Here is a 24,237-nt window from a genome sequence, read left to right on the forward strand (position 1 = left end):
AGGGAATGAAAAGTATAAAAGGTTTTTACAAGTTTGTGTTGATGATATCTTTGATGTTAATTGTAGGTTGCACTTCAGATGATATAACCATAAATAATAATGAAGAATTAAATAAACTAGAATTACAAGAAAGTAGAAATGGGACTACAATGCAAGTTTTGATACAATATCGTGTAGGTACAACAGAAAACGAAAGAAGTGTAGTACGTGAGCGGTATCTGGATTTGGGAGTTTTAGTTAATTGGAGACGTTGTAGAACAACAGAATATATTGAGATTTGGGAAATGCACTACACAAGACCTAGAATAGAAGTAGGAGAGTCTAATGAAGATGTAGAAAGAGATATTCCATACGCAAGTTGTCCGAATCTAGAATTATAAGTGTATAGATATTGAAACAATTTATTTTTTTCTTTGTTTTGATTGTTTCAGTTTGCTGGACTGATACAGTTAAAGCACAACATCTCTTTGAGTATTATCAATCTATGTTAGATGATAATGATGTTACGATACAACAATTAGAGAGTGCGGTGGATAGTATCATAGGTGTTTATCAAAGAGAAGAAAAATATCTTGATTTTATAAAAGTAGCGCATGATTTTTCTAAAGAGTTATATAAGGGAAAATTATATTCGAAAGCCATAAAATATGCTCAAAAAGAAATAACTACATACCAAAAGTTAGGATTACAAAATGAAGCATATGTAAATGCCGTATATAACTTAGGTTTCTTTTATTATAAAAATAAAGATTTTAATAAATCAATAACTTGTTATAAAGAAGTAGTTCAATTAAATCTTGATGAATATAGTACAGCCAAAGCTTTTTGCGAAATAGGGAAGTATTATGGTCAAAAAGGAGATTTTTTTAAATCAGAGGATTATTACATACAGGGTATTTTTATACTCGAGAAATTGGGTAGAAAAAAACTTTTGATAAAAAAATATTTGGCCTTTGCTCTGGTTCTGGATAAAATAGAAGTAAAAGAGAGCCTAGAGAAAAAGAAAGAAATCCTTGATAAAGCCGCTAAACTTTTTGAAGAAGTACCTACATATTCGTTAAGAGATTTCTATAGCCTCAATAATAGTTACGCAAATTATTATAACGTTAAATTAGATTTTACCAAGGCAAAAGAGTATTACGCAAAAAACTTAAAAGAAGCTTTAAAAAGTAACGATTCAACCCTTGTTTGCGCTTCTTGCATAAATATGAGTGATTTATATCTTAACCCAAAGAATTCATCAAACAAAGATAGTACGCTTAATTATCTAAATAAAGGTTTAGAATACTGCCGTCAGAAAAGTAATATATCAATTGGATATCATCAGTTAAGTGCATTTTATCAATATAAAAATCAATATAGTAAAGCTTTACAGAGTATTCAGAAATCACTGAGTACTAATATTAATATTGATGAAAGTGTTAATAGTTCTCCTGATTATGATGATTTACTAGTTTCAGAAGATAAGTATGGTGTTTTATTAGCTTTGATACAAAAAGCTACCATTTTAATACAACTGCATCAAGAAGAAAAAAACGAAGATAAGATAAGATTAGCTCTAAAAACATTGTTAGTAGCAGATGAATTAGTTGATATCCTTGTAGAAAACAGTACAGAAGAGGGGTCAAAACTTTATTGGAGAAAGGAGGCCTCCCAGATTTACTTAAAAGGAATATTAATCTGTGAACTTCTGGATGAAAAAGAAAGATCATTTTATTTTTCAGAAAAAAACAGGGCGTTATTGTTAATCGAAGATATTCTTGAAAATGCAGAAAAAATACAATTGCCAAGTAAAATACTTAAGAGAGAAAATGAGCTTAAAAAACAAATCTTGAGTCTGGAGAGTTTAATATCTAATGAAAAGAATATAGATACAATTAGTATTCTAAGAGATAAACGTTTTAAACTAAAACAAGAGTATCAAAATCAAAAAGATTCATTACAGATTTCGTTTCCGGGTTATTATAATCAGAGAGTCAAAACGGAAACAATTACATTACAAAAAGTACAAAAAACCTTAAATCCAGAAACTGTAATAGTATCGTATATTAGTAATGATGATCCTCAAGATGATCGGTTTTCTTCTCTTTATGCTGTTTTAGTTTCAAATAAAACTACAGAGCTCGTTAAAATTGGAAAGCTTAGTGCTGTTGAAGATTTAATAATAGATTATAGAAAACTATTGTCTAAACCTTTTGAAACAGATGAAGATCAAATACTTTTTAAGAAAACGGCTTCAAGGTTATATGCTATATTATTTCCAAAAAATAAAATACAAACAGTTTTAGATCATAAACATTTAGTAATCATTCCTGATGGTAAGTTGCAATATATCCCTTTCGAATCATTGGTAGTAGACTCTATTAATGGTAAATATCTTATAGAGAATAACGAAATAAGTTATGCATATTCGATGTCATTTTTATACCATAACACTAATATCGATAGAAACCCTTCTAAGAATATGGTAAGTTTTGCTCCAATAACCTTTACTCATGACAACCTGGAAGAGATTAATTATAGTACCGATGAAGTTAAAAAAATCAGTGAATATGTCTCTATTGATAGTTATTTAGAAAAGGAAGCTTCTAAAGAAAACTTTTTATCAAAAGCTACAGATTATTCTATAATTCATTTGGCCACACACGCTAATTTTTCGGAGAATCTACAGATAGCGTTTTATGATACTAATTTAGAATACCATGAATTGTATACTTCTAAAAATCAAGCAGAGTTAGTTGTGTTGAGCGCTTGTAATACCTCTCTTGGAGAAATTGCAAAAGGAGAAGGAGTTATGAGCCTCGCCAGAGGCTTTTTCTACGCAGGTTCTAATACAGTAATTTCTTCATTTTGGAACGCAAATGATAAATCTACTTCACAGATTATGGAGAGCTTTTATCAAAATCTCGATAGTGGTCAAACCAAATCAAAAGCACTTCATAATGCTAAAATTCAATATTTAAAATCTTCTTCTTTATCCGATGCATCTCCTTATTATTGGGCGACATTTGTACTGATTGGAGATTCAGAAACTTCTCTATTCGCTTCTAATAATTCTCTCTATTTAATTATTTTATTCATTTTTTTATCTCTGATAGTCAGTTACTTATTGTTTTTTATTAAAAAAAGATAATTTTCTTGGGTAACAAAATCCAGCTTTTGGTCACAAGACAGCATAATTGATAAAAGTTAACTGCAGTGCTCTTTTCTAATTATACATAAAAATTCTTTCGCGAAGAATGGACATAAACTGTGAGTGTCTGTAAATGATCATAGTATTTATATCAATTAATAAAATTTTAATCATGTTAAAAAAATTTTCAAGTATAGGGAAACCACTTAGTAAAACTGAACAAAAAGAAATTGCAGGAGGTAGAAAAAGTGGTTTAATAGGTGAACATCAAGCATTTGTTTGTTATTGCGGTTTTCACAATAGCGAAGGTATTGATCAAACACCATTTATTGTATATGCAGATGATGTAGTTGCAGCTCTAAATAGTGCTGGACCAAGTTGTGGAGGGCAAGGAATTACCTGTTCAGGGCTTTAAAAAATCGTTTACGTTTTTTTTAAAAATAAATAATAGAACATGTTAAATAAAATACCCAATCAAGGAATAACTCCAGGGCTATAATAAATTAACAAAAAACAAATTAAATTAAAACTGTGAAGGTTGATTGATCTTCACAGTAATTATATAAAACAGAAAAAATAATGAAAACATTAAACTTAAATATTTTACACAAATTCATCTTAGTATTTTGCTTGTCACTAGTTGCAATAAGTTGTTCCAATGACAATCTTGATTTTGAAGAATCACAAGTTGTTATGAATGAACAAAAAAAGTCATCCAAAGAAATCAACGAGAGTGATTTTAGATTTAAACCTATACAATTTAATGATATTGGTGTAAAGCATAATAAAGCACTTGAGAGATTGTACCAAAAATTAAAAGAGAATAAAGAAAATAATATTTTTACCATAACGGATGGAAAAACTTTATCTAATTTCTTAAAAAAAGAACTCTCCAAACCCCAGGATTATTATGAAGCAAATAACACTAATCTGGAATTGTTAAATAACTCTATTGATAATGGATTAAAAATTTCTGCGGAAATTAGAGAAATAAGTGATCTAAAGATAAATAATGAGAAAGTGAAAAATTACTTATTTTCTCTTGAAGATATCATTAGAAGTGGACGAAATGTGATTTCTAGAATAAAAGATTTAGAGAATAATATTGAAAAAGATTTAACATTATCTAATAAAGACTTGTATGTTTTATTTTCAGCCACTAGAGTTGGTGAGTCGTCTTTTCGATATTGGTCTAAAGAAAGTAATTCTTGGCTTCAAAATTTAAATACACCTAGGGGTATAGTAAATGTACAAAATCGAGTTTCTAGTAATAATGACTGTAGTTGGTTGGAGTTTTCTGGTCCAAATAGTTGTATTGGTCAATTAGCAAGTACTATAGCAGTTGCTGATATTATAGGAGCTGTGGCTGGAGCTATTGGAGCAGCGGCTGTAAATTTTGTTATAGGACCCGGACAAGTAGCTTATGCTGTAGCAATATTAGGTACTGGGGTAAGTACCTCTGCAGCTGCTGGAATGTATTGGCTTTTAGAGAATTAATATAGTTTAAAAATTAAAAACTTCTTTTTGAATATTTAATTTGAAGTATTAATGAAATAAAGTTTAAATACCTCTTGGATGAATTTCCGAGGGGTATTTTTGTATATGTAAGTAAAATACTTGTTAAAAAAAACTTAAAAATTGTAACATATGTTAAATCCTGACGTATTATAGTGAGTTATATCAATGAATCTCAATTAACGATATGATCCGTAACTAAAAATTAATTAATCACAACTTTATGAAGCTATTCAAATCGATTTTGCTTTTGCTGTTGGTCGTTTCCCTCAGTAATTGTAAAAATTCACCCTCATCTGAGACAGACACGTCTCAAGAAATTACAGTAGAAAAACACACAGGTCCCGCAGGTTTTAACTATGAGACTGTGTCTAATGATCCAACAGGTTTACGCTTGTATACCTTAGACAATGGACTTAAAGTCTATTTAGGAAAAAACGAAGAAGAACCTAAAATCCAAACTCTTATTGCGGTTAGAGCAGGATCTACCTATGATCCAGCAGACAATACAGGGTTGGCTCACTACCTGGAGCATATGGTTTTTAAAGGTACCGATGAGATAGGTACTCAGGATTTTGAAAAAGAAAATGTATTCTTAAAGCAAATTTCTGATTTGTATGAAGAACATAAAAAAGAAACAGATCCAGAGAAAAAGAAAGCCGTTTATAAAAAGATAGATGAAGTTTCTCAAGAAGCTTCAAAACTATCAATTGCTAATGAGTATGATAAAATGGTAAATTCTCTTGGTGCAGAAGGTACCAATGCTTTTACTTCAAACGAGCAAACGGTATATGTTAATAAAATACCGTCAAATGAATTAGACAAATGGCTTACTGTAGAAAGTGAGCGTTTTAGTCAATTAGTACTTCGTTTATTTCATACAGAGCTTGAAGCAGTATATGAAGAGTTTAACAGAGGTCAGGATAATGACGGATGGAAACAATACGATGCTGTTTTACAAGGATTATATCCTACTCATCCATATGGTACACAATCTACTATAGGTATATCAGAACATTTAAAGAATCCTTCTATGGAGGCAATTCATGGGTATTTTGATAAGTATTACGTGCCTAACAATATGGCGGTAATATTAGTAGGAGATATCGATTTTGATGCTACTATCAAAAAAGTAAATGACGCTTTTGGAGGATATGAGAAAAAAGAAGTAACGCATCCAACATTTCCAGAATTAGCTCCGCTTGCAGCACCGGTTAAAAAAGAGGTGTATGGACCAACAGCTGAATCTATTTACGTTGCTTTCAGAACAAAAGGAAAAGGTACAGATCAAGAGGTTATGGTTACTTTGATTGATTATATGCTTGCGAATTCTCAGGCTGGTTTAATTGATCTTAATCTGAATCAAAAACAGTTAGTACAGAACGCATCTTCTTTTACTAATTTTGATAATGACTATGGTTTCCATCTATTATATGGAACACCAAAAGCAGATCAAACTTTAGATGATGTAAAAGCTTTATTGCTTGCTCAGATCGAAAAGATTAAAAAAGGTGAGTTTGAAGATTGGTTGTTAGATGCAGTTGTTAATGATCTACGTTTAAATCAAGTAAGAGAATATGAGAATGCATCTTCTACAGCATACGCATATTTAGATGCTTTTATTGGTTTCCAGGACTGGAAAAACCGTTTGGAAATGTTGGATAAAATGAAAGACATTACTAAACAGGAAGTAATTGATTTTGCGAATACTTTATATGCAGATAATTATGTAGAAGTACATAAAATCAAAGGAGAAGATAAGAGTATTGTAAAAGTTGAAAACCCAGGAATCACTCCAATCGAACTTAACAGAGATAAAGAATCAGAGTTCTTAAAAGAATTTAATGCTTTAAAAGCAACTGCATTATCTCCACAATTTATTGATTATAAATCCGCTATTAATGAGGGTAAGACAGGTAACGATTTACCAATTTCTCATATAGAAAATCCTAATAATGATATTTTTAGCCTTAATATCATTTTTGATATGGGTAGAGACCATGATAAAAAAATGAGCCTGGCAGCTGGTTATTTAGATTATTTAGGAACAGATAAGTATACTCCAGAACAATTAAAACAAGAGTTTTATAAGATAGGGATAAGTTATAATGTATTTACAGCAAATGATAAAACGTATGTAGGTCTTTCTGGATTGAAAGAGAATCTTGATGCTGGGTTAGCCTTATTAGAAGATTTATGGAATAATGCAACAGCAAATCAGGATACGTACAATAAGTATGTAGATAAAATCTTAAAAGGAAGGCAAGACGGTAAAACGCAAAAAGGAAATATCTTTTGGAATGGATTAATGAATTATGGTAAGTATGGAGAGAACTCTAGATTACGTAACATTTATTCTGCGTCAGAACTTCAGGAAATAAACCCTCAGGAATTAGTTGATAAAGTAAAAGAAATTCGTAACTACAAACAACGTATTTTTTACTACGGTAAAGATTTAGATGCAGCAATAGCTTCACTAGACAAGCATCATATAGTAACTAATGACCTTCAGGACTATCCAGAAAAAACTTCTTATGTAGAAAAAGAAACAGGAGGTAATGTATATTTTGTAGATTATGATATGGTGCAAAGTGAGATGTTATTGTTAGCAAAGGGAGCAGAATTTGATCCTAAAAAAATGGCAGCATCTAGACTATTCAATACATATTTTGGTAGTGGATTATCATCTATTGTATTTCAGGAGATTCGTGAATCAAAATCTTTGGCATATTCAGCTTTTTCAAGCTATAGTCAAGCTAGAGAAGTGGGGCAATCTGATTATGTGATGGCTTATGTAGGTACACAGGCAAATAAAATGCCACAGGCAGTTGATGCTATGATGGAGCTTATGACTAATATGCCAGAAGCAGAAGAGCAGTTCAATCAAGCCAAAGAAGCTACTTTAAAAAAGATTGCAGCGCAAAGAATTACAAAGTCAAATATTTTCTGGACATATGAAGGTTTAAAGAAAAGAGGTATTGATAATGATAATAGAGAGGAAATGTATAACACTATTAAAAACATGACTCTTGCAGATCTTAGTGCCTTTTTTAATGAAAACATAAAAGGCGAAAACTATAACGTATTAGTTATAGGTAATAAGAAAGATGTTGATATGAAAGCATTATCAAAACTTGGAGTAGTTAAAGAAATGGATATTGACAACCTTTTTAATTACGAAAAGAAAAAAGAAGACATTAAGTTATAAAATCATTTCATTGATTTTGTTTATAAACCCTGTGAGAAATCACGGGGTTTATTGTTGGTAGGCTATTAGTAATTGTTATATTTGGATTCACAATTAATAAACAACAAATACAATATAGAGCAGATGAATCTCTTACAGGATAAAACAGCTATAATAACAGGGGCAACTCGTGGAATTGGTAAAGGAATAGCACAAGCCTTTGCACAACAAGGAGCAAATGTTGCTTTTACATACAGTTCTTCGGTAGAAGCTGCAGAAGCATTAGAAAAAGAACTGAATGATCTAGGTATCAAAGCAAAAGGATATCAAAGTAATGCAGCAAGTTATGACCAGGCACAAGAATTAGCAAAAGATGTTCTTGAAACGTTTGGAAGTATTGATATTCTAGTAAACAATGCAGGTATTACTAAGGATAATTTATTAATGCGAATGGGAGAAGAAGACTTTGATAAAGTAATCGAAGTAAATCTGAAGAGTGTTTTTAACATGACTAAAGCGGTTCAAAGAACGATGTTAAAACAACGCAAAGGAAGTATTATTAATATGAGTTCTGTTGTCGGAGTAAAAGGAAATGCCGGACAGGCAAACTATGCTGCTTCAAAAGCAGGAATCATTGGGTTTTCTAAATCTGTAGCTTTAGAATTAGGATCTAGAAATATTAGAAGTAATGTTGTAGCTCCAGGTTTCATTGAGACTGAAATGACAGGACAACTTGATGAAAAAGTAGTAGATGAATGGAGAAAAGCTATCCCACTTAAACGAGGAGGTACTCCAGAAGATATAGCAAATACTTGTTTGTATTTAGCAAGTGATTTAAGTGCTTATGTAACTGGACAAGTGCTAAATGTCGATGGAGGAATGCTAACTTAGAATAAGGAGTTAAAAGTTAGTAAAAAGTTATTTCGAATTCTTTTTATACAACTAACTTAGTACTTCTAATTTCAACACATGCAAACAGAAACTATAGTATTGATAATAGCAGCTGGTATAATCGCATTGATAGTAGCGTTATATCAATACATGTATAAAGCAAAAAGAGGAGTTAAAAAAAATCTTCTTTTTGCTTTTTTACGTTTTTTAAGCATATTTATTCTTCTGGTATTACTGATTAATCCAACCTTTAAGCAAAATACCTATTATGAAGAAAAACCTACATTAGTCGTAGCAGTTGATAATTCATCATCTATAAAACATCTTAAACAAGATATATCTGTTACACAATTTGTAAATGAAATAGGAGAAAATGAAGCACTCAATGAACGGTTTGATATAGCTTATTTCTCTTTTTCGGATAGATTAAAAGATTCATTAAATCTTACATTTGATCAAAACCAAACTAATATTTCCAAAACGTTAGAAGACCTTGGTCAAATTTATAAAAACGCTGTAGCACCAACAATTTTAGTTACAGACGGAAACCAAACTTACGGAAAAGATTATCAGTTTAGTAGCATTAGGCATAAGCAAGAAGTATATCCAATTATTTCGGGAGATACAACAACTGTAGTAGATACAAAGGTTCAACAGCTTAATGTAAATAGATATGCGTATTTAAAGAATAAATTTCCGGTAGAAGCAATTCTAACATACTCGGGAAATCAAAATCTTAATACCAGGTTCGAGGTTACTTCTGGCGGTAATGTTGTGTATACACAATCGATTTCTTTTTCACTTGATGAAAATTCCAGAGTTATTAATTTTACACTACCAGCATCAAGGGCAGGAGTCCTACAATATAATGCTCGATTGGTTCCAGTAGATAATGAAAAAAATAAAATTAATAATAATAAAGCATTTGCAGTAGAAGTCATTGATCAAAAAACCAGTGTACTACTTATAAGTGAAATAGTACACCCTGATTTGGGTGCCATCAAAAAAAGCGTAGAGAGTAATGAAAGAAGAAGTTTAACAATCAGCAAACCTTCAGAGGTCAAAAATTTTGATGATTATCAATTGATTATCTTATATCAACCTAATAGCAGATTTACAGGTGTTTATGAAAAATTAAATACTTTAAGAAATAACTACTTTACGATTACGGGTTCCAAAACTGATTGGTTTTTTTTAAATAAAATTCAAAATAAATATCGTCACGAGATTACCCGACAAACAGAATATTATTTGCCTAGGTTTAACCCTAATTATGGCACATTTCTGGCAGAAGATATAAGTTTTGGAGGATATCCACCTTTAATCGGTACTTTTGGAGAGGTATTTATAAATACTTCATATGATCCTTTATTGTATAGAACGATTAGTAATATCACTACAGAAGAACCATTATTACTAACTATTGAAGAGAACGGTACTAGAGAAGCAGTACTTTTAGGAGAAGGAATATGGAGATGGAGAGCTAATGATTATCTGGATAATAAAAACTTTGAAAGCTTTGATGATTTCTTCGGAAAACTAATTCAATATTTGGCCTCAAATAAAAGAAAAAGTAGATTAAATACCACTTCAGAATCTTTTTATTATGGCAATGCTAGTATAAAGATTAAAGCAGAATACTTTACTAAGAATTATGAATTTGATAGAAGAGGTAACCTAAGAATTGCAGTTAAGAATAAAGATACAGACGCAACTTTGGCAATACCTATGATATTAAAAAATAATTCATATGAAGCTGATCTTAGTAGTTTATCAGCTGGTAATTATGATTATACGGTTACTGTTGTTGACGAAAATATTTCAAGATCGGGAAGTTTTTCTGTACTAGAATATAATGTAGAACAACAATTTTTGAATGCAGATGTAACAAAATTGAATCAAGTAGCTACTAATACTAAAGGAAAGGCATATTACTTTAATCAAAAAGAAGCTTTAGTTCAAGATTTAATAAAAGATCAACGATATCAGACCATACAAAAAAGCAAAGAAAATGTAGTATCTTTAATAGACTGGAAATATCTTTTGGCATTACTTGTTTTGGTTTTGGCGATAGAGTGGTTTGCCAGAAAATATAATGGACTTATTTAAATTAAGAAGATAAGATTCTTATCTCATAGAAATCAAAAAAGACTTAAACATAAATTCAGACACACAATTAATATAGAAATATCATGGAAAAATTACCAAAAATAGGCTTACCTATTCTTATTCTCATTATAATAGGGATTGTTTTTATTTCAAAATCAACAGAAACTATTGCTTCAGGAGAAGCAGGAGTATTATATAAAACTTTTGGAGGAGGAGTTGTAACAGATGAACCTCCTTTAGGAGAAGGATTTCATTTAGTAGCACCTTGGAATAAAGTAATTGTTTATGAAGTTAGACAACAAGAAGTATTTGAGAAAATGCAAGTTTTGTCATCTAATGGATTAGAAATTAAATTGGATGCATCTGCATGGTTTCAGCCGGATTATACCAATCTTGGTTTATTACACCAGCAAAAAGGAGAGAATTATGTAGCAAGAGTACTACTTCCTACAATTAGATCTGCAGCTCGTAGTGTAGTAGGTCGTTATACTCCTGAGCAATTATATTCAAGTAAAAGAGATGCGATCCAGCAAGAGATTTATGAAGAAACTAAAAAAATTGTTGGTAATCAATATATTCAGCTTAATGAAGTATTAGTTCGAGATGTTACCTTACCTCCAACAATTAAAGAAGCTATTGAGCGTAAATTAAAGCAAGAACAAGAAGCGCTGGAGTATGAGTTTAGATTAGAAAAAGCTAAGAAAGAAGCCGAAAGACAAAAGATTGATGCAGAAGGTAAGGCAGTAGCAAATCAAATCCTTAGTGCTTCATTAACAGATAAAATCCTTAAAGAAAAAGGTATTGAAGCAACTTTAAAACTAGCAGAATCTCCAAACTCTAAAGTAGTAATCGTAGGTTCAGGAAAAGATGGGATGCCATTGATTCTAGGAAATCAATAATACCTTTCACAAAAATTTTGTGATTTAGTAAAATAATAAAAAAACCCTTCAAGGTAAGATTTTCCTTGAAGGGTTTTTTATATTGATTTAGTTCAACTGTTTTCAATTAGGTTAAAGAGTAAAAGAAGCCTGCCAGTTACAGGTTTTTGTCCAAGGATAATTAGATGTCTGTCTAGGGTCGTCCATTTCTGCATGAAATTTACCAGATATCTCAAGGTAGTAATTCATCGGTCCTATTAGAGAATTAAGGTTTGTAGGCCCCGTTACAACTAGGTTTTGGTTATTGGTTTGAGAGATAAAAGAAACATTTTTAACCTGGGCGTTCCCATAACTTGGAGTTACCTTTATCGTTAAGTTAGAAATGCTCTTATAAACAATATCTGCTGCTGGTTTCCAAGTATTACCGTGTAACCATTCTAACTTTGCTCTAACACCTGTCTGGATATTTACCGTCCCCCAAAAATAGAAAGCATTAAGATAGGCTTCAAAAACGTATTTATAATATCCACCACCAGAATTGGGAAACTCATGTTGATATCTTGCATCCAGCCAATTATACCTATCCTGATTTTCTTCAACTGGTACTATGTGTTCAATATTATGTGTGAATACACCTTTGTATTCAGGTTTAATTCCATTTTCTAAATCTGATTTCACTTGTTCAAATAGTATCTCATTATTATCTTTAATGATATATTGTGTTAATCCTTTAATTATTATAATATCTTCACCCATCTGTATTTCACCATCAACATTGTAAAAATTTAAAACGAAATCTGGATATTCATAATTAATAGCTTCAGGTAGTTTTTTTAATTGAGTGAATTGTTCTTTATCAAGTTCTTTTTCAAAACTTTTTAAGATTGTTTTATCAGTCATTAATTTTTCCATTTGTTCTTTATTCGAAAAGACTAACCGACCATTTATAACTTCAGGAATCTTGATTTCAGAAGAAATGTCTGTAAACTCATCTTCTGGGTTAGAACATGCTCCTAAAAGAAGTAACATAACTAGAAGGTAAATAGGTTTTAAAAGTTTTGTTTTCATAATACTTGTTTTTATATTTTTAAAAATTCAACCCCAAAATTACGATACCCCTCTTATGATTTTTCACCCTTAAAGGGTGATTTTTCCCCATTCATTTGCAAATATTATCTTGGAAAAACTTAGTGTGTATTGAATTTATTAAAAAAAGAGAATTGAGATTGTAGTATAATTACTTAAAAACCAATGTGTCAAAGTGGTAATTGCAGGTGAAGTAAAAGACGAGATCCCATTAATTCAGAGAAATCAATTATTATGAATCATAAAAAGCTTTTATGGTTTTATCTTTTAGTTGCTTTTTTATTAAAATTAGTTGATGTAACTCGTTTATATAAAGTATAAAATAAGAATTATTGAGTTAAAAACTCATAAGGAATAATTAGCAAGTTTTTAATTTATTAAGTAAAAAAGGTAGAATTGTACTTTAAAACATGTATTTGTAATACAATTCTTGATAAAAAAATCTTAAAATTCATACAAAAATACTTGTTGTAATGGTTTATTTGCACATTTAATGTTATTTACAGTTAATATAGTATTAAATAATGTTAATTTAGTATTAGTTAGTAAACCGTAATTAAACTACTTTTAAACCATAAACTCAACTATCCTCAAAATATGAAGACCAAATCTATGCGATTGGTGTTACTAGGGTTAAGTATAGTAACATTATCGGCTATTTCATTTATTTATCTAAATAATGATAAATCAGGAAATTCACAAAACAACAAAATTAGCGATTTAAGAGAACAACACGCTGATCAACTCAAACAAAGTCCATTTAAAGAATCATTAAAACTTACCAAAAAAGAGAGAAAAGCCAAAGGCCTTCCTCCTAATAGGTATTTTGAACAAATGTGGGAACTGACTATGAACCCAAGTACGGGTCGTACAGAACCTGAAAAACTTTTTGAACTTCAAAAACAATTACAGCAAGGTTTAGCTAACAAAGCACCTGGCGATGCGGCTAATAATCCTTGGATCGAAAGAGGACCCAATGATGTAGGAGGTCGTACCAGAGCCATTTTGTTTGACCCTAATGATGCAAATAACAGAAAGGTATATGCAGGAGGAGTTAGTGGTGGTCTTTGGGTTAACAATGACATTACTTCTTCGGCTTCACAGTGGAGTCGTGTGCAGAATGTACCAGGAAACCTTTCTGTTACTTCTATATCTGTAGATCCTAGAAATTCTAATACCTGGTATATAGGTACTGGAGAACAATATACTGCGGGAGCAGTAGTTGGTAATGGAGTATATCGTACCACTGATGGAGGAAATAGCTGGCAAGCAATTAATATACCGCCTGCAGGTGGAGGAGACATTAATTTTAATGCAAGTAACCTTTTCTTATCAGGGATCTTTTATGTTAATGACGTGATCGCCTGGAATAATACGGCACAAAATCGTACAGAATTGTTTGTTGGAGTAGGAGCTCATGTATATGGAGACTCGTCAAGTCCAACCAATTGGTTAGGGTTGCAAACAGCAGGATTATATCATTCTACTGATGGAGGAACAACCTGGAGTAGAATTGAATCAGCTAATATGAAATACGACTTTAGTGGTAACGACTATTTTTATATTCCTAATGATTTTGAAATAGGCGCTGATAATAGATTATGGATGGGTACTATTGGTTCTGCTCTTGGAAGTGGAGGAGGACACGTTTTTAGTAGTCAAAACGGAAGTACTTGGACAGAAGCTGCTTCTTCACCATTAAGAGATTCAAATAGAGTAGAGATAGAAACGTCTTCTACTAATGGAAACAAACTATATGCTTTAACACAAGGTGTTGCAAAAGATGCTAGTAATAATACAATAGAACCTGTTCATATTTTCCGAACACTAGACGGTTTTGCAACAGCTCCAACAGAGACAGCACTTCCTAATGATGTAGATAACGGGATTCCAGCGAATGATTTTACCAGAGGACAAGCATTTTATGATTTAATGATTGAAGCTGATCCAGGCAATGATAATATTGTTTATGTTGGAGGAATCGATCTTTTTAGATCCTCAAATAGTGGTAATGGATGGAGCCAAATCTCTAAATGGTCAAACAATAATAACTTAGCAGGATTAGGAGCATCTTTAGTACATGCAGATCAACATGCAATGACCTTCAGACCTGGAAATTCTAATCAGGCAATTTTTGGAAATGATGGAGGTATCTACTATGCTAGTAATTTATCATCTGCTCAGAACTCAAACGTATTTGGAGCTAGAAATAATAATTATAATGTTACTCAATATGTAAAAGCTGCTATTGGTCCTGATGGAGCAGGAGATGTTACAGGTATATTTTCTGCTGGAGCTCAGGATAATGGATCTCAGGCTTTTAGAAATGCAGTAGCTGGAATTAATGGTTCAGAAGAACTGACAGGAGGAGATGGATTCTATACATTTGTTGATAAAGATGGTCAGTATATGTTAGCCACCTATACCAATAATGTTATTTATAGATTTAATTTACCTTGGAATGGTGTAAGCAGAATTCAAGGAGGAGCTACTACCATTCTAAATGAAAGAAATACTGGAGATTTTGTAAACCAGATGGGATATGATGATAATGCCAACTTCCTGTTATCTAATGCTTCTTCTGGAACTAACTTTTCAATTAAAACAATTAATGTTGCTAGTAATAGTAAATCCAATATAACAAATGCTTTATTAACCAGTAAGCCTACTGCGTTTGTAGCATCTCCATTTGCTAACAATAGTTGGCTTGTAGGAACAGCTACAGGAGGAATGCTTAGATTAACAAATGTAGGAGTAGGTTCAGCAAATTGGGCAGAAATAGCAACTCCTTTTGTAGGATCAATTTCTGCAGTAAGATATGGAGCAACTGCTAATGATATTATGGTAACGATTCATAACTATGGAGTTACCAGTGTTTGGTATTCATCTAATGGAGGAACCAATTGGGTAAATAAAGAAGGAAACCTTCCAGACATCCCAGTTAGAGATATATTACAAAACCCTTTGGATAGAACTGAAGTAATTCTAGCTACTCAATTAGGAGTATGGGTAACAAAAGATTTTGATGCCACTAATCCAACTTGGAGTCAGTCTTATAATGGAATGAGTGATGCTAGTGTAACATCCTTTGATTATTGGGCAATAAATGGTAACGATAATAATAATACAATTATAGCATCTACTTATGGTAGAGGAGTGTTTACAGGTTCGTTTACCGCTAATACAGTAGCGGATACTCAAGCACCTTCAACTCCGACAGGGTTAACCTCTTCTAATATTACAGATACGACACTAACTTTATCATGGACAGCAGCTACAGATAATGTTGGAGTAACCGAATATGATGTATATCAGGATAATACCAATTTAGGATCAGTTACAGGAACATCGGCTAATATTACTTCGTTAACTGCTAATACTACATATCAGTTTAAAATAAAGGCCAAAGATGCAGCAGGTAATGAATCAGGATTCAGTAGTGTATTAAATGTTACTACTACTGGAGGATCTAGTGGTTCAGGATGTACGGGAGGTATCACAGCTTTCCCTTATAATGAAAGTTTTGAAAATGATTTTGGAGGTTGGACTCAAGGATCGGGAGATGATTTTGATTGGTTACGCCTTTCTGGAGCAACACCTTCAAGTAGTACAGGTCCAGCAGCAGCAGATGCAGGAAGTTTCTATGTATATGTTGAGACTTCAAATCCTAATAACCCTAGTAAAACAACAATATTAAATTCACCTTGTTTTGATTTAAGTAGTGCCACATCAGCATCATTTACTTTTAGATATCATATGACAGGAAATGCTGTAGGAGAACTTAAATTAGAAGCGAGTAGTAATAATGGAAGTACCTGGACACAAGTTTGGAGTAGATCCGGAGATCAAGGAGCTGCTTGGAATAGTGCTGATATAGATTTGGCAAGTTATGTTGGAAACCCTATGCAGTTACGTTTTACCGGAACTTCTGGTAGTGGTTGGCAAGGAGATATGGCAGTAGATACAATTTCGTTAACCGCAGGAGGTTCAGGAAATGCAGATACTCAAGCTCCTTCAGTTCCAGCAGGGTTAACTTCTTCTAATGTAGCTGAAACTTCTTTAACTTTATCTTGGAATGCAGCTACAGATAATGTTGGAGTAACAGGATATGATGTTTATCAAGGAAATACAAACCTAGGTTCTGTAACAGGAACAAGTACTAATATTACTTCCTTAACAGCAAATACTGCATATCAGTTTAGAGTAAAAGCTAAGGATGCAGCAGGTAATGAATCAGGATTCAGTAGTACATTAAATGTAACTACTACTACTGGAGGATCTAGTGGTTCAGGATGTACAGGAGGTATCACTACTTTCCCTTATAACGAAAGTTTTGAAAATGATTTTGGAGGTTGGACTCAGGGATCAGGAGATGATTTTGACTGGTTACGTCTTTCTGGAGCTACACCTTCAAGTAGTACAGGTCCAGCGACAGCTGATGCAGGAAGCTTCTATGTATATGTAGAAACTTCAAACCCTAATAACCCTAGTAAAACAACAATATTAAATTCGCCTTGTTTTGATCTAAGTAGCATTACATCAGCATCATTTACTTTTAGATATCACATGACAGGAAATGCTGTAGGAGAACTTAAATTAGAAGCTAGTAATGATAACGGAAATACTTGGACACAGGTTTGGAGTAGATCCGGAGATCAAGGAGCTTCTTGGAATAGTGCAGATATAGATCTTGCAAGTTATGTTGGAAACTCTATGCAGTTACGTTTTACAGGAACATCAGGTAGTGGTTGGCAAGGAGATATGGCTGTGGATACAATTGCTTTAACTTCTGGAAATACAGGAGGAACTCCTACTGATATTTGTGCAGGCGTAGTAGCTTATGATAGTACGCAAAGTTATCAGGCAGGAGATAGAGTAACATTTCAGGGTACACTTTATGAAAGAACGGCTACTGGTTGGAACAACTTAGGTGCTTGTGGTACGACTACTTCTACACAAGAAGTGGTAATCGACCTAGCAGGACCTCCAGTACCATTTAATGTATATCCTAATCCTACTGTAGGAATCCTTAATGTTTCTATTGCTAATTCTGGATCTAAACCTTATTCAATAGTAAATATGTTAGGTCAAACAGTAGCACAAGGAAAATTTACTAATACAATTAATGTATCAAAACTTGAAGCAGGAGTCTATATGCTTAATGTAGATGGGCAATTCCAGCGCTTTATTAAAAAATAATTATTCCCCCAAATATCATACTAGATTTTACCGTGATTAAAACCCTGAAGCAATATTGTTTCGGGGTTTTTTTCTTTGGTTGGTTAGTAGTTTTATAACTACTTAAATTGATTCTTTTATATATTATCTAAATCAAAAACCCTTGCAATATAAAAATATTACAAGGGTCTAAATAAATAGTAAATGGTTAGTGATTACTATTTTTTCATAAGTTTTTTAGCTTGATTGGTCCATTTATCTCGTTCGATCCTTCCAGGAAAAAACTGAATCAATGTAGTAACCGTATCTATATCTTCTTTGGTAAATTTACTAATTTGTTCAAAAGTATATATACCAATACCATTAAGTTTTTCTTCAATAAAAGGTCCAACACCACTTATTAGCTTCAAATCATCCTTTTCAGAGGCATCTGCTTTTCCGAAACTAGAGAAATCTAATTTTGGTATTTCTTCATTTGCTGGAGCGCCGTCACGTTCACGCGTCTTAATAGCTTTAATATCAGTCGATGGTGAAGAAAAAGTAGTATTTGCTTTAGTGAAATTTGTATTTCTAAGTTTAGCCTTTTCTTTTTCACAATTTTCTAAAGCGGTTTTATATTTATTTTTGAGTGCCCATCTTGATAAAAACCATCCTAATAAGAAAGCTAATAACAAAAGTAGTAATAGACACCACCAATTTGCTTCATTTAAAAAATCTAACATAGTTACGGTTATTTAGTTTACAATTATTTCTATTCTTCGGTTTTTGCTTCGGTTTTCATCAGAACTATTAGGAACGATAGGATCCGTTTCTCCTTTTGAAGTTGCTACGATTCTTTCAGAAATAATTCCTTGAGAAATTAAATAGCTTCTTACATTATTTGCACGCTGTTGCCCAAACCAAAGGTTAGCATCTTCTGGACCTTTATCGTCAGTGTGCCCAACGATCTGAACTTTTTTATCAGGATATTTTGTTAGATAGTTCTTTAGTTCTTGTGCATAATTTGATAAAGTGGCATCTGGTTTAAAAGTTTTTTCTCCAAACCCAGAATACAATGTCTTATTAGCAATTCCTTCTTCTATTTCTGCTAATCGAGATTCATCAAATCTATTAAAGTTAAATAGAATCCCACCATTATAAGTTCCTTCAGCATTGTACTTATAATCATTGATGGTGGCCTTAGAAACAATTCGATCGCCGTTAATTCCATTATCAATTAATACTTTTTTAATAAAATTAGCTCTCGCAAGCCCTAGAGAAACTCCACTTTGTTGTTCGGGACGAGTTTCATAACCAGTGATTATTAATTCCTTGTCTTGGTTATCTCTTAAATAGGTAGCAACTTTATCATTAAAACCATCTAGCGCACTAGGGATAGATACATTGCCATTTGCATTGTTAATCTGAAAATTTGCTGGATACCTAAATACATATCGATTTTGATCATCAATTGCTGCAAGGCCGTTCTCTAATAGTTTAGCATGTGCAATGCTATCATCATATGCTTTTTTAGCTAGAGCTTCAGCCTCAGAATCGACTTTATCTTTTGTGACAAAAGTGCCACTATTTCCATCTTTTTCGCACCAGCTACAGGAATAATACCACCATATTCCTAGCCATGAAAAGAGTAGAAAAATAAATAGAGTAATTAAATTTTTCATATATAGATGATTAGTATTGTTCTTTTAAAGTTAAAAAAATGTTTAATACGAACCTATTCAAAAGCTTAAAATCTAGTAAATTACATATTGATAGGAAAACGATTAAAAAAAATTAAAGTAGAAAAACATACCAATAGAAAAAAAATTTATACATTCGCAAAGTATTTAAGAAATCAATGAAAAACATATCTATACATCATCATTCTTACAAACTCGCACAAGCGTGGTAAGTTGATATGTGTATAAATTAATCATATATAAAAACCCGTTTGAGCAGATCAAACGGGTTTTTTGTTTTAAAGCTTGTTTTGAACTGACCAAACACAACAACAACAAAATAAAATGTCAAAAATTAAAATTGCAATTCAAAAAAGCGGAAGACTCAATGAAGATTCTGTCAAAATTTTAAAAGATTGTGGAATCTCAATTGATAATGGTAAAGATCAATTAAAAGCTCAAACTCGCAATTTTCCTATGGAAGTTATGTTCTTGCGTAACGGAGATATTCCTCAATATCTTAGAGATGGCGTTGTAGATATAGCGATTATTGGAGAAAACGTATTAGTAGAAAAAGGAAAAGACATTGCCATAGCAGAAAGATTAAACTTCTCTAAATGCAAAGTGTCTCTTGCTGTTCCTAAAGATTTTGAATACAATACTATCGAGGATTTAAATGGAAAAAGAATTGCAACTTCATATCCCAATACAGTAAATGAATATTTGAAAGAGAAAGGAATTTCTGCAGAGTTACACCAAATATCGGGATCTGTAGAGATAGCACCAAATATAGGGCTTGCAGATGCAATTTGTGATATTGTTTCCAGCGGAAGCACACTTTTTAAGAATAACCTTAAAGAGGTAGAGATTATGCTTACATCAGAAGCTGTATTGGCAGTATCTCCAAAAATAAGCCAAGAAAATAGAGAGATTCTTAAAAAATTGCAATTCAGAATAAATGCAGTATTAAAAGCAAGAAATTCAAAATACGTATTACTTAATGCTCCTAATGATAAAATTAGTAGTATCGTAAATATTTTACCAGGTATGCGTAGTCCAACAGTACTTCCATTGGCAGAACAAGGTTGGAGTTCAATTCATACAGTAGTCGAGAAAAATAAATTTTGGGATATCCTTGATGAACTTAAAGCAGAAGGAGCAGAAGGAATTCTAGTATGTCCAATTGAAAAAATGGTTTTATAAAAAAGGAATTAATCTAATTATGAATCAGGACATTTCTAATAATGTAAAACTTTGTTCTGATCCTTATTTCTTGACGCTAATTAAAATGAACAAAATATATAACCCAAATAAAGATACCTGGTCAACACTATTACAGCGACCAACTCAAACAGTAGCTGATATAGAAAGTACAGTACTGAAAGTTTTTAACGAAGTTAAAAATGAAAAAGATACTGCCATACAACGATACACTGAAAAATTCGACAAGGTTACATTAGAAAATATTCTAGTATCTCCAGAAGAGATTGAAGAAGCTAATAAATTAGTAGATGATCAACTAAAAGAGGCTATTCAATTAGCCAAGCGTAATATTGAACTTTTTCATAATGCTCAGAAAACGGATAAAGTTTTTGTTGAGACGGTTAATGGAGTAGAGTGTTGGCAAGAGAAACGCCCTATCCAAAAAGTAGGATTGTATATTCCTGGTGGAACGGCACCATTATTCTCTACAATTTTGATGCTAGCAGTTCCTGCTAATCTTGCGCAGTGTAATGAGATTGTATTATGTACACCACCAGATGACAAAGGAAAAATAAATCCAGCGATTTTATATACAGCTTCATTATGTGGTGTTACTAAAATATGCAAAGTAGGAGGTATCCAAGCTATTGCAGGAATGACATTTGGAACAGAAAGTATACCACAAGTATATAAAATATTTGGCCCAGGAAATCAATATGTAACGGTTGCAAAACAACTAGCAACTAAGTTTGGAGTAGCTATTGATATGCCTGCTGGACCAAGCGAATTACTAGTAGTAGCAGATAACACAGCCAATGCAAGCTTTGTAGCATCAGACTTATTAAGCCAGGCAGAACACGGTAAAGATAGCCAGGTAATATTAGTTTCTACGTCTAAAGAGTTGATAGAGAATGTAGAAGACGAAGTTGCTAAACAACTCAAAGTGCTTCCAAGAAAAGAAATTGCAGAAGCGGCTATAGCAAATTCTAAGTTGATTTATATAGAAAATAATAATGAAGCCCTGGCATTAATTAATGAGTATGGTCCAGAACACTTTATAATTTGTGTAGAAAATGAAGATTTTTATGTTGATGGTATAATGAATGCAGGCTCAATATTTATTGGTAATTATACCCCAGAAAGCGCAGGAGATTATGCTTCAGGAACAAATCATACATTACCAACAAATGGATATGCAAAACAATATAGTGGAGTAAACCTTGATAGTTTTATGAAATCAATGACTTTTCAAAAAATATCTAAAGAAGGAATCAAAACTATAGGAACGGCTATAGAGTTAATGGCAGAAGCCGAAGGTTTGCAAGCACATAAAAACGCTGTGACGTTAAGGTTACAAAGTTTAAAAGAATGAGTGTTCTTTTAAACTGAAGTAAATAATAAATGATTTGGCAAAATTGTATATATGAATTGTAAAAATTGTAATAAACGTTTAGTAGAAGGTGCGGATTTTTGTTATGCTTGTGGTGCTAAAGTGGTTAAAGAACGGATTACTGCCAAGAAATTAAGAATGAATTTTTTTAATGATTTTTTAGGGTGGGATAATAAATATTTTAAAACATTAAGAACTTTTTTAATACATCCTGAAAATGTTATTAATCCGTATATTGAAGGAACAAGAAAAAAATTTATAGCTCCATTTACTTTCCTGGCTATTGGTGTAGGGTTAGTTACATTTCTTTTCAATTCTTTTTCAGATGAATATGCCGAGATATCTTCCAGAATGGTAAATGACTCTTTTTATGAAACAATGTTTAGTTCTATAGAAAGATTAGATAAAGAAAAACCTGAAAGTTATTTCAGTTCTGATGAATACCAAAAAAAGTATACAGAATATAGAGAGGAACAAATACAAATTAGTCAGAATTATAGTAGAGTTACTATAACATATTTTAATATTATGGTTCTCTTAACCATGCCTTTGTACACATATATGGCATTTTTGACCTTCGGCAGAAAACGTTTTAATTATGGAGAGCATTTGGTTATAAATTCATATATACAGGGATTCTCAATGATTTCTGCTATGCTATTTTTCGGATTGAGCTTCTTAGTAAGCCCTTCATTATATCCATTAAGTATTTTGGTAACATTTTTTTACTACATGTTAACGTACAAAAAGTTGTATGAAATTTCATGGACTAAATCATTTTTAAGGCTTTTAAAATTTTTAGGAATCTTACTAGCAACTATTATTATTGTATCAATAATAGCTTTTATTGTTGGTGTTTTAGTAGCCCTTGTTGGTAGATTTTTTTAATGAGATATAAAGTAATTGTTGCAAAAAGGAATTTATAAACATTATTATTAAATAGAAATAAATAGTTGATGAAAACTATATTCGACATAAATCAAATAACAAGAGAAAATGTTAGAGGACTTAAACCGTATTCCTCAGCACGAGATGAATATATAAGTGATGGATCAGAGATGATTTTTCTGGATGCTAATGAAAACCCATATGAAAATGGTGTAAATCGTTACCCAGACCCTCAACAACGTAATCTTAAAGCAGTACTGGCACAACAAAATAAGATATCAGAGAAAAATATATTATTAGGTAACGGGAGCGATGAAGTCTTAGACCTTTTGTTTAGAGCTTTTTGCGAACCCCTAATAGATAATGTAATTACATTACCACCTACATATGGTATGTATAAAGTGTTGGCAAACATTAATAATGTAGAAGAGCGAGAAGTTCTATTAACAGAAAGCTTTCAACCTAATGTTTTAGGTATTCTGGCAGCTGCAAATAATAACACGAAAATTGTTTTTCTATGCTCTCCTAATAATCCTACAGGTAATTCTTTTTCTGAAGAGAGTATTATTAAAATCTTAGAAGAGTTCAATGGATTAGTAGTGATCGATGAAGCATATATCGACTTTTCTGATAAAAATAGTTGGCTAGCTAGAATTAATGAATACCCTAACTTAATTGTAACACAGACATTATCAAAAGCATATGGTCTGGCAGGTATTAGATTAGGAGTATGTTATGGTTCTGAGGAAGCGATAGAGATTTTAAATAAAATAAAGCCTCCTTACAATGTAAATGAATTAACCCAAAGCAGAGCGTTAGAAAGAGTACTGGATCAAAAACAGGTTAAACTAGAAGTTTCAAAAATATTAGAACAAAGAGAAAACCTATCTAAAGTGTTGTCAAAAATACCTTTTGTTAAAGAAATTTATCAAAGTGATGCTAATTTTATTTTGGCAAAAGTAGATGATGCAAATACAAGATATGAGCAGTTGTTGAAAGAAGGTATTGTTATCCGTAATCGTAGTACTCAACCTTTATGTGAGAATACACTACGTTTTACAGTTGGTACAATAAAGGAGAATGAAAAATTAATAACAGTATTAAAAAATATATAAAAGAGA

Annotated in this window: 16 protein-coding genes; 13 read left to right on the forward strand and 3 right to left on the reverse strand. The window is 31.9% G+C overall.

The window, feature by feature from the left end; translation table 11 throughout:
* Positions 1 to 5 precede the first annotated feature (5 nt).
* The 8 genes from U0D62_RS08925 to U0D62_RS08960 all read left to right on the forward strand — a co-directional run bounded on the left by U0D62_RS08925 (position 6) and on the right by U0D62_RS08960 (position 11,734).
* Positions 6 to 380: a hypothetical protein gene (locus tag U0D62_RS08925; protein WP_322286922.1), complete on the forward strand. Its 375-nt coding sequence runs from the start codon at positions 6 to 8 to the stop codon at positions 378 to 380.
* An 11-nt stretch (positions 381 to 391) separates the two neighbouring features.
* Entirely contained in the window at positions 392 to 3,133 is a 2,742-nt protein-coding gene (locus U0D62_RS08930) for a CHAT domain-containing protein (RefSeq protein ID WP_322286923.1), read from the forward strand.
* Positions 3,134 to 3,305: 172 nt separating this feature from the next.
* On the forward strand, positions 3,306 to 3,548 hold the full coding sequence (locus tag U0D62_RS08935) for a hypothetical protein (protein ID WP_322286924.1): 243 nt from the start codon (positions 3,306 to 3,308) through the stop codon (positions 3,546 to 3,548).
* Positions 3,549 to 3,712: 164 nt separating this feature from the next.
* Entirely contained in the window at positions 3,713 to 4,630 is a 918-nt protein-coding gene (locus U0D62_RS08940) for a hypothetical protein (RefSeq protein WP_322286925.1), read from the forward strand.
* A 241-nt stretch (positions 4,631 to 4,871) separates the two neighbouring features.
* Complete coding sequence (locus U0D62_RS08945) at positions 4,872 to 7,856, forward strand: M16 family metallopeptidase (RefSeq protein ID WP_322286926.1); 2,985 nt, start codon at positions 4,872 to 4,874, stop codon at positions 7,854 to 7,856.
* Between the two features lie 123 nt (positions 7,857 to 7,979).
* Positions 7,980 to 8,726 (forward strand): 3-oxoacyl-[acyl-carrier-protein] reductase, encoded by a 747-nt coding sequence (fabG, locus tag U0D62_RS08950; protein WP_322286927.1) that lies wholly within the window; start codon positions 7,980 to 7,982, stop codon positions 8,724 to 8,726.
* Between the two features lie 78 nt (positions 8,727 to 8,804).
* Positions 8,805 to 10,835, forward strand: a complete 2,031-nt coding sequence (locus U0D62_RS08955; protein WP_322286928.1) for a VWA domain-containing protein — start codon at positions 8,805 to 8,807, stop codon at positions 10,833 to 10,835.
* Between the two features lie 83 nt (positions 10,836 to 10,918).
* Positions 10,919 to 11,734, forward strand: coding sequence for a prohibitin family protein (locus tag U0D62_RS08960; protein ID WP_322286929.1), 816 nt, complete (start codon positions 10,919 to 10,921; stop codon positions 11,732 to 11,734).
* A gap of 111 nt (positions 11,735 to 11,845) precedes the next feature.
* Here U0D62_RS08960 and U0D62_RS08965 read toward each other — a convergent pair whose 3' ends face one another.
* Positions 11,846 to 12,781, reverse strand: a complete 936-nt coding sequence (locus tag U0D62_RS08965; protein ID WP_322286930.1) for a hypothetical protein — start codon at positions 12,779 to 12,781, stop codon at positions 11,846 to 11,848.
* 615 nt (positions 12,782 to 13,396) lie between these two features.
* Between U0D62_RS08965 and U0D62_RS08970 the strand changes: the two genes are divergently transcribed.
* Positions 13,397 to 17,998 carry a fibronectin type III domain-containing protein gene (locus U0D62_RS08970; protein WP_322286931.1) on the forward strand — a complete coding sequence of 1,534 codons (4,602 nt, stop codon included), beginning with the start codon at positions 13,397 to 13,399 and terminating at the stop codon, positions 17,996 to 17,998.
* Between the two features lie 197 nt (positions 17,999 to 18,195).
* On the opposite strand, the gene U0D62_RS08975 is transcribed toward U0D62_RS08970, so the two are convergent.
* Together U0D62_RS08975 and U0D62_RS08980 are read right to left on the reverse strand one after the other, a co-directional pair.
* Complete coding sequence (locus U0D62_RS08975) at positions 18,196 to 18,699, reverse strand: hypothetical protein (RefSeq protein ID WP_322286932.1); 504 nt, start codon at positions 18,697 to 18,699, stop codon at positions 18,196 to 18,198.
* Positions 18,700 to 18,711: 12 nt separating this feature from the next.
* Positions 18,712 to 19,638, reverse strand: a complete 927-nt coding sequence (locus tag U0D62_RS08980) for an OmpA family protein (protein ID WP_322286933.1) — start codon at positions 19,636 to 19,638, stop codon at positions 18,712 to 18,714.
* A 342-nt stretch (positions 19,639 to 19,980) separates the two neighbouring features.
* On the opposite strand from U0D62_RS08980, the gene hisG reads away from it, so the two are divergent.
* The 4 genes from hisG to hisC all read left to right on the forward strand — a co-directional run bounded on the left by hisG (position 19,981) and on the right by hisC (position 24,231).
* Positions 19,981 to 20,838 carry an ATP phosphoribosyltransferase gene (gene hisG, locus U0D62_RS08985; RefSeq protein WP_322286934.1) on the forward strand — a complete coding sequence of 286 codons (858 nt, stop codon included), beginning with the start codon at positions 19,981 to 19,983 and terminating at the stop codon, positions 20,836 to 20,838.
* Between the two features lie 85 nt (positions 20,839 to 20,923).
* Positions 20,924 to 22,210, forward strand: coding sequence for a histidinol dehydrogenase (gene hisD, locus U0D62_RS08990; protein ID WP_322287605.1), 1,287 nt, complete (start codon positions 20,924 to 20,926; stop codon positions 22,208 to 22,210).
* A 51-nt stretch (positions 22,211 to 22,261) separates the two neighbouring features.
* Positions 22,262 to 23,116, forward strand: coding sequence for a DUF3667 domain-containing protein (locus U0D62_RS08995; protein WP_322286935.1), 855 nt, complete (start codon positions 22,262 to 22,264; stop codon positions 23,114 to 23,116).
* 68 nt (positions 23,117 to 23,184) lie between these two features.
* A complete protein-coding gene (gene hisC, locus U0D62_RS09000; RefSeq protein ID WP_322286936.1) occupies positions 23,185 to 24,231 on the forward strand; it encodes a histidinol-phosphate transaminase in 1,047 nt (348 codons plus the stop codon).
* Positions 24,232 to 24,237: the final 6 nt, after the last annotated feature.

This window comes from Aquimarina callyspongiae, from assembly GCF_034322225.1.
In the GTDB taxonomy this organism is placed as follows: Bacteria; Bacteroidota; Bacteroidia; order Flavobacteriales; family Flavobacteriaceae; genus Aquimarina.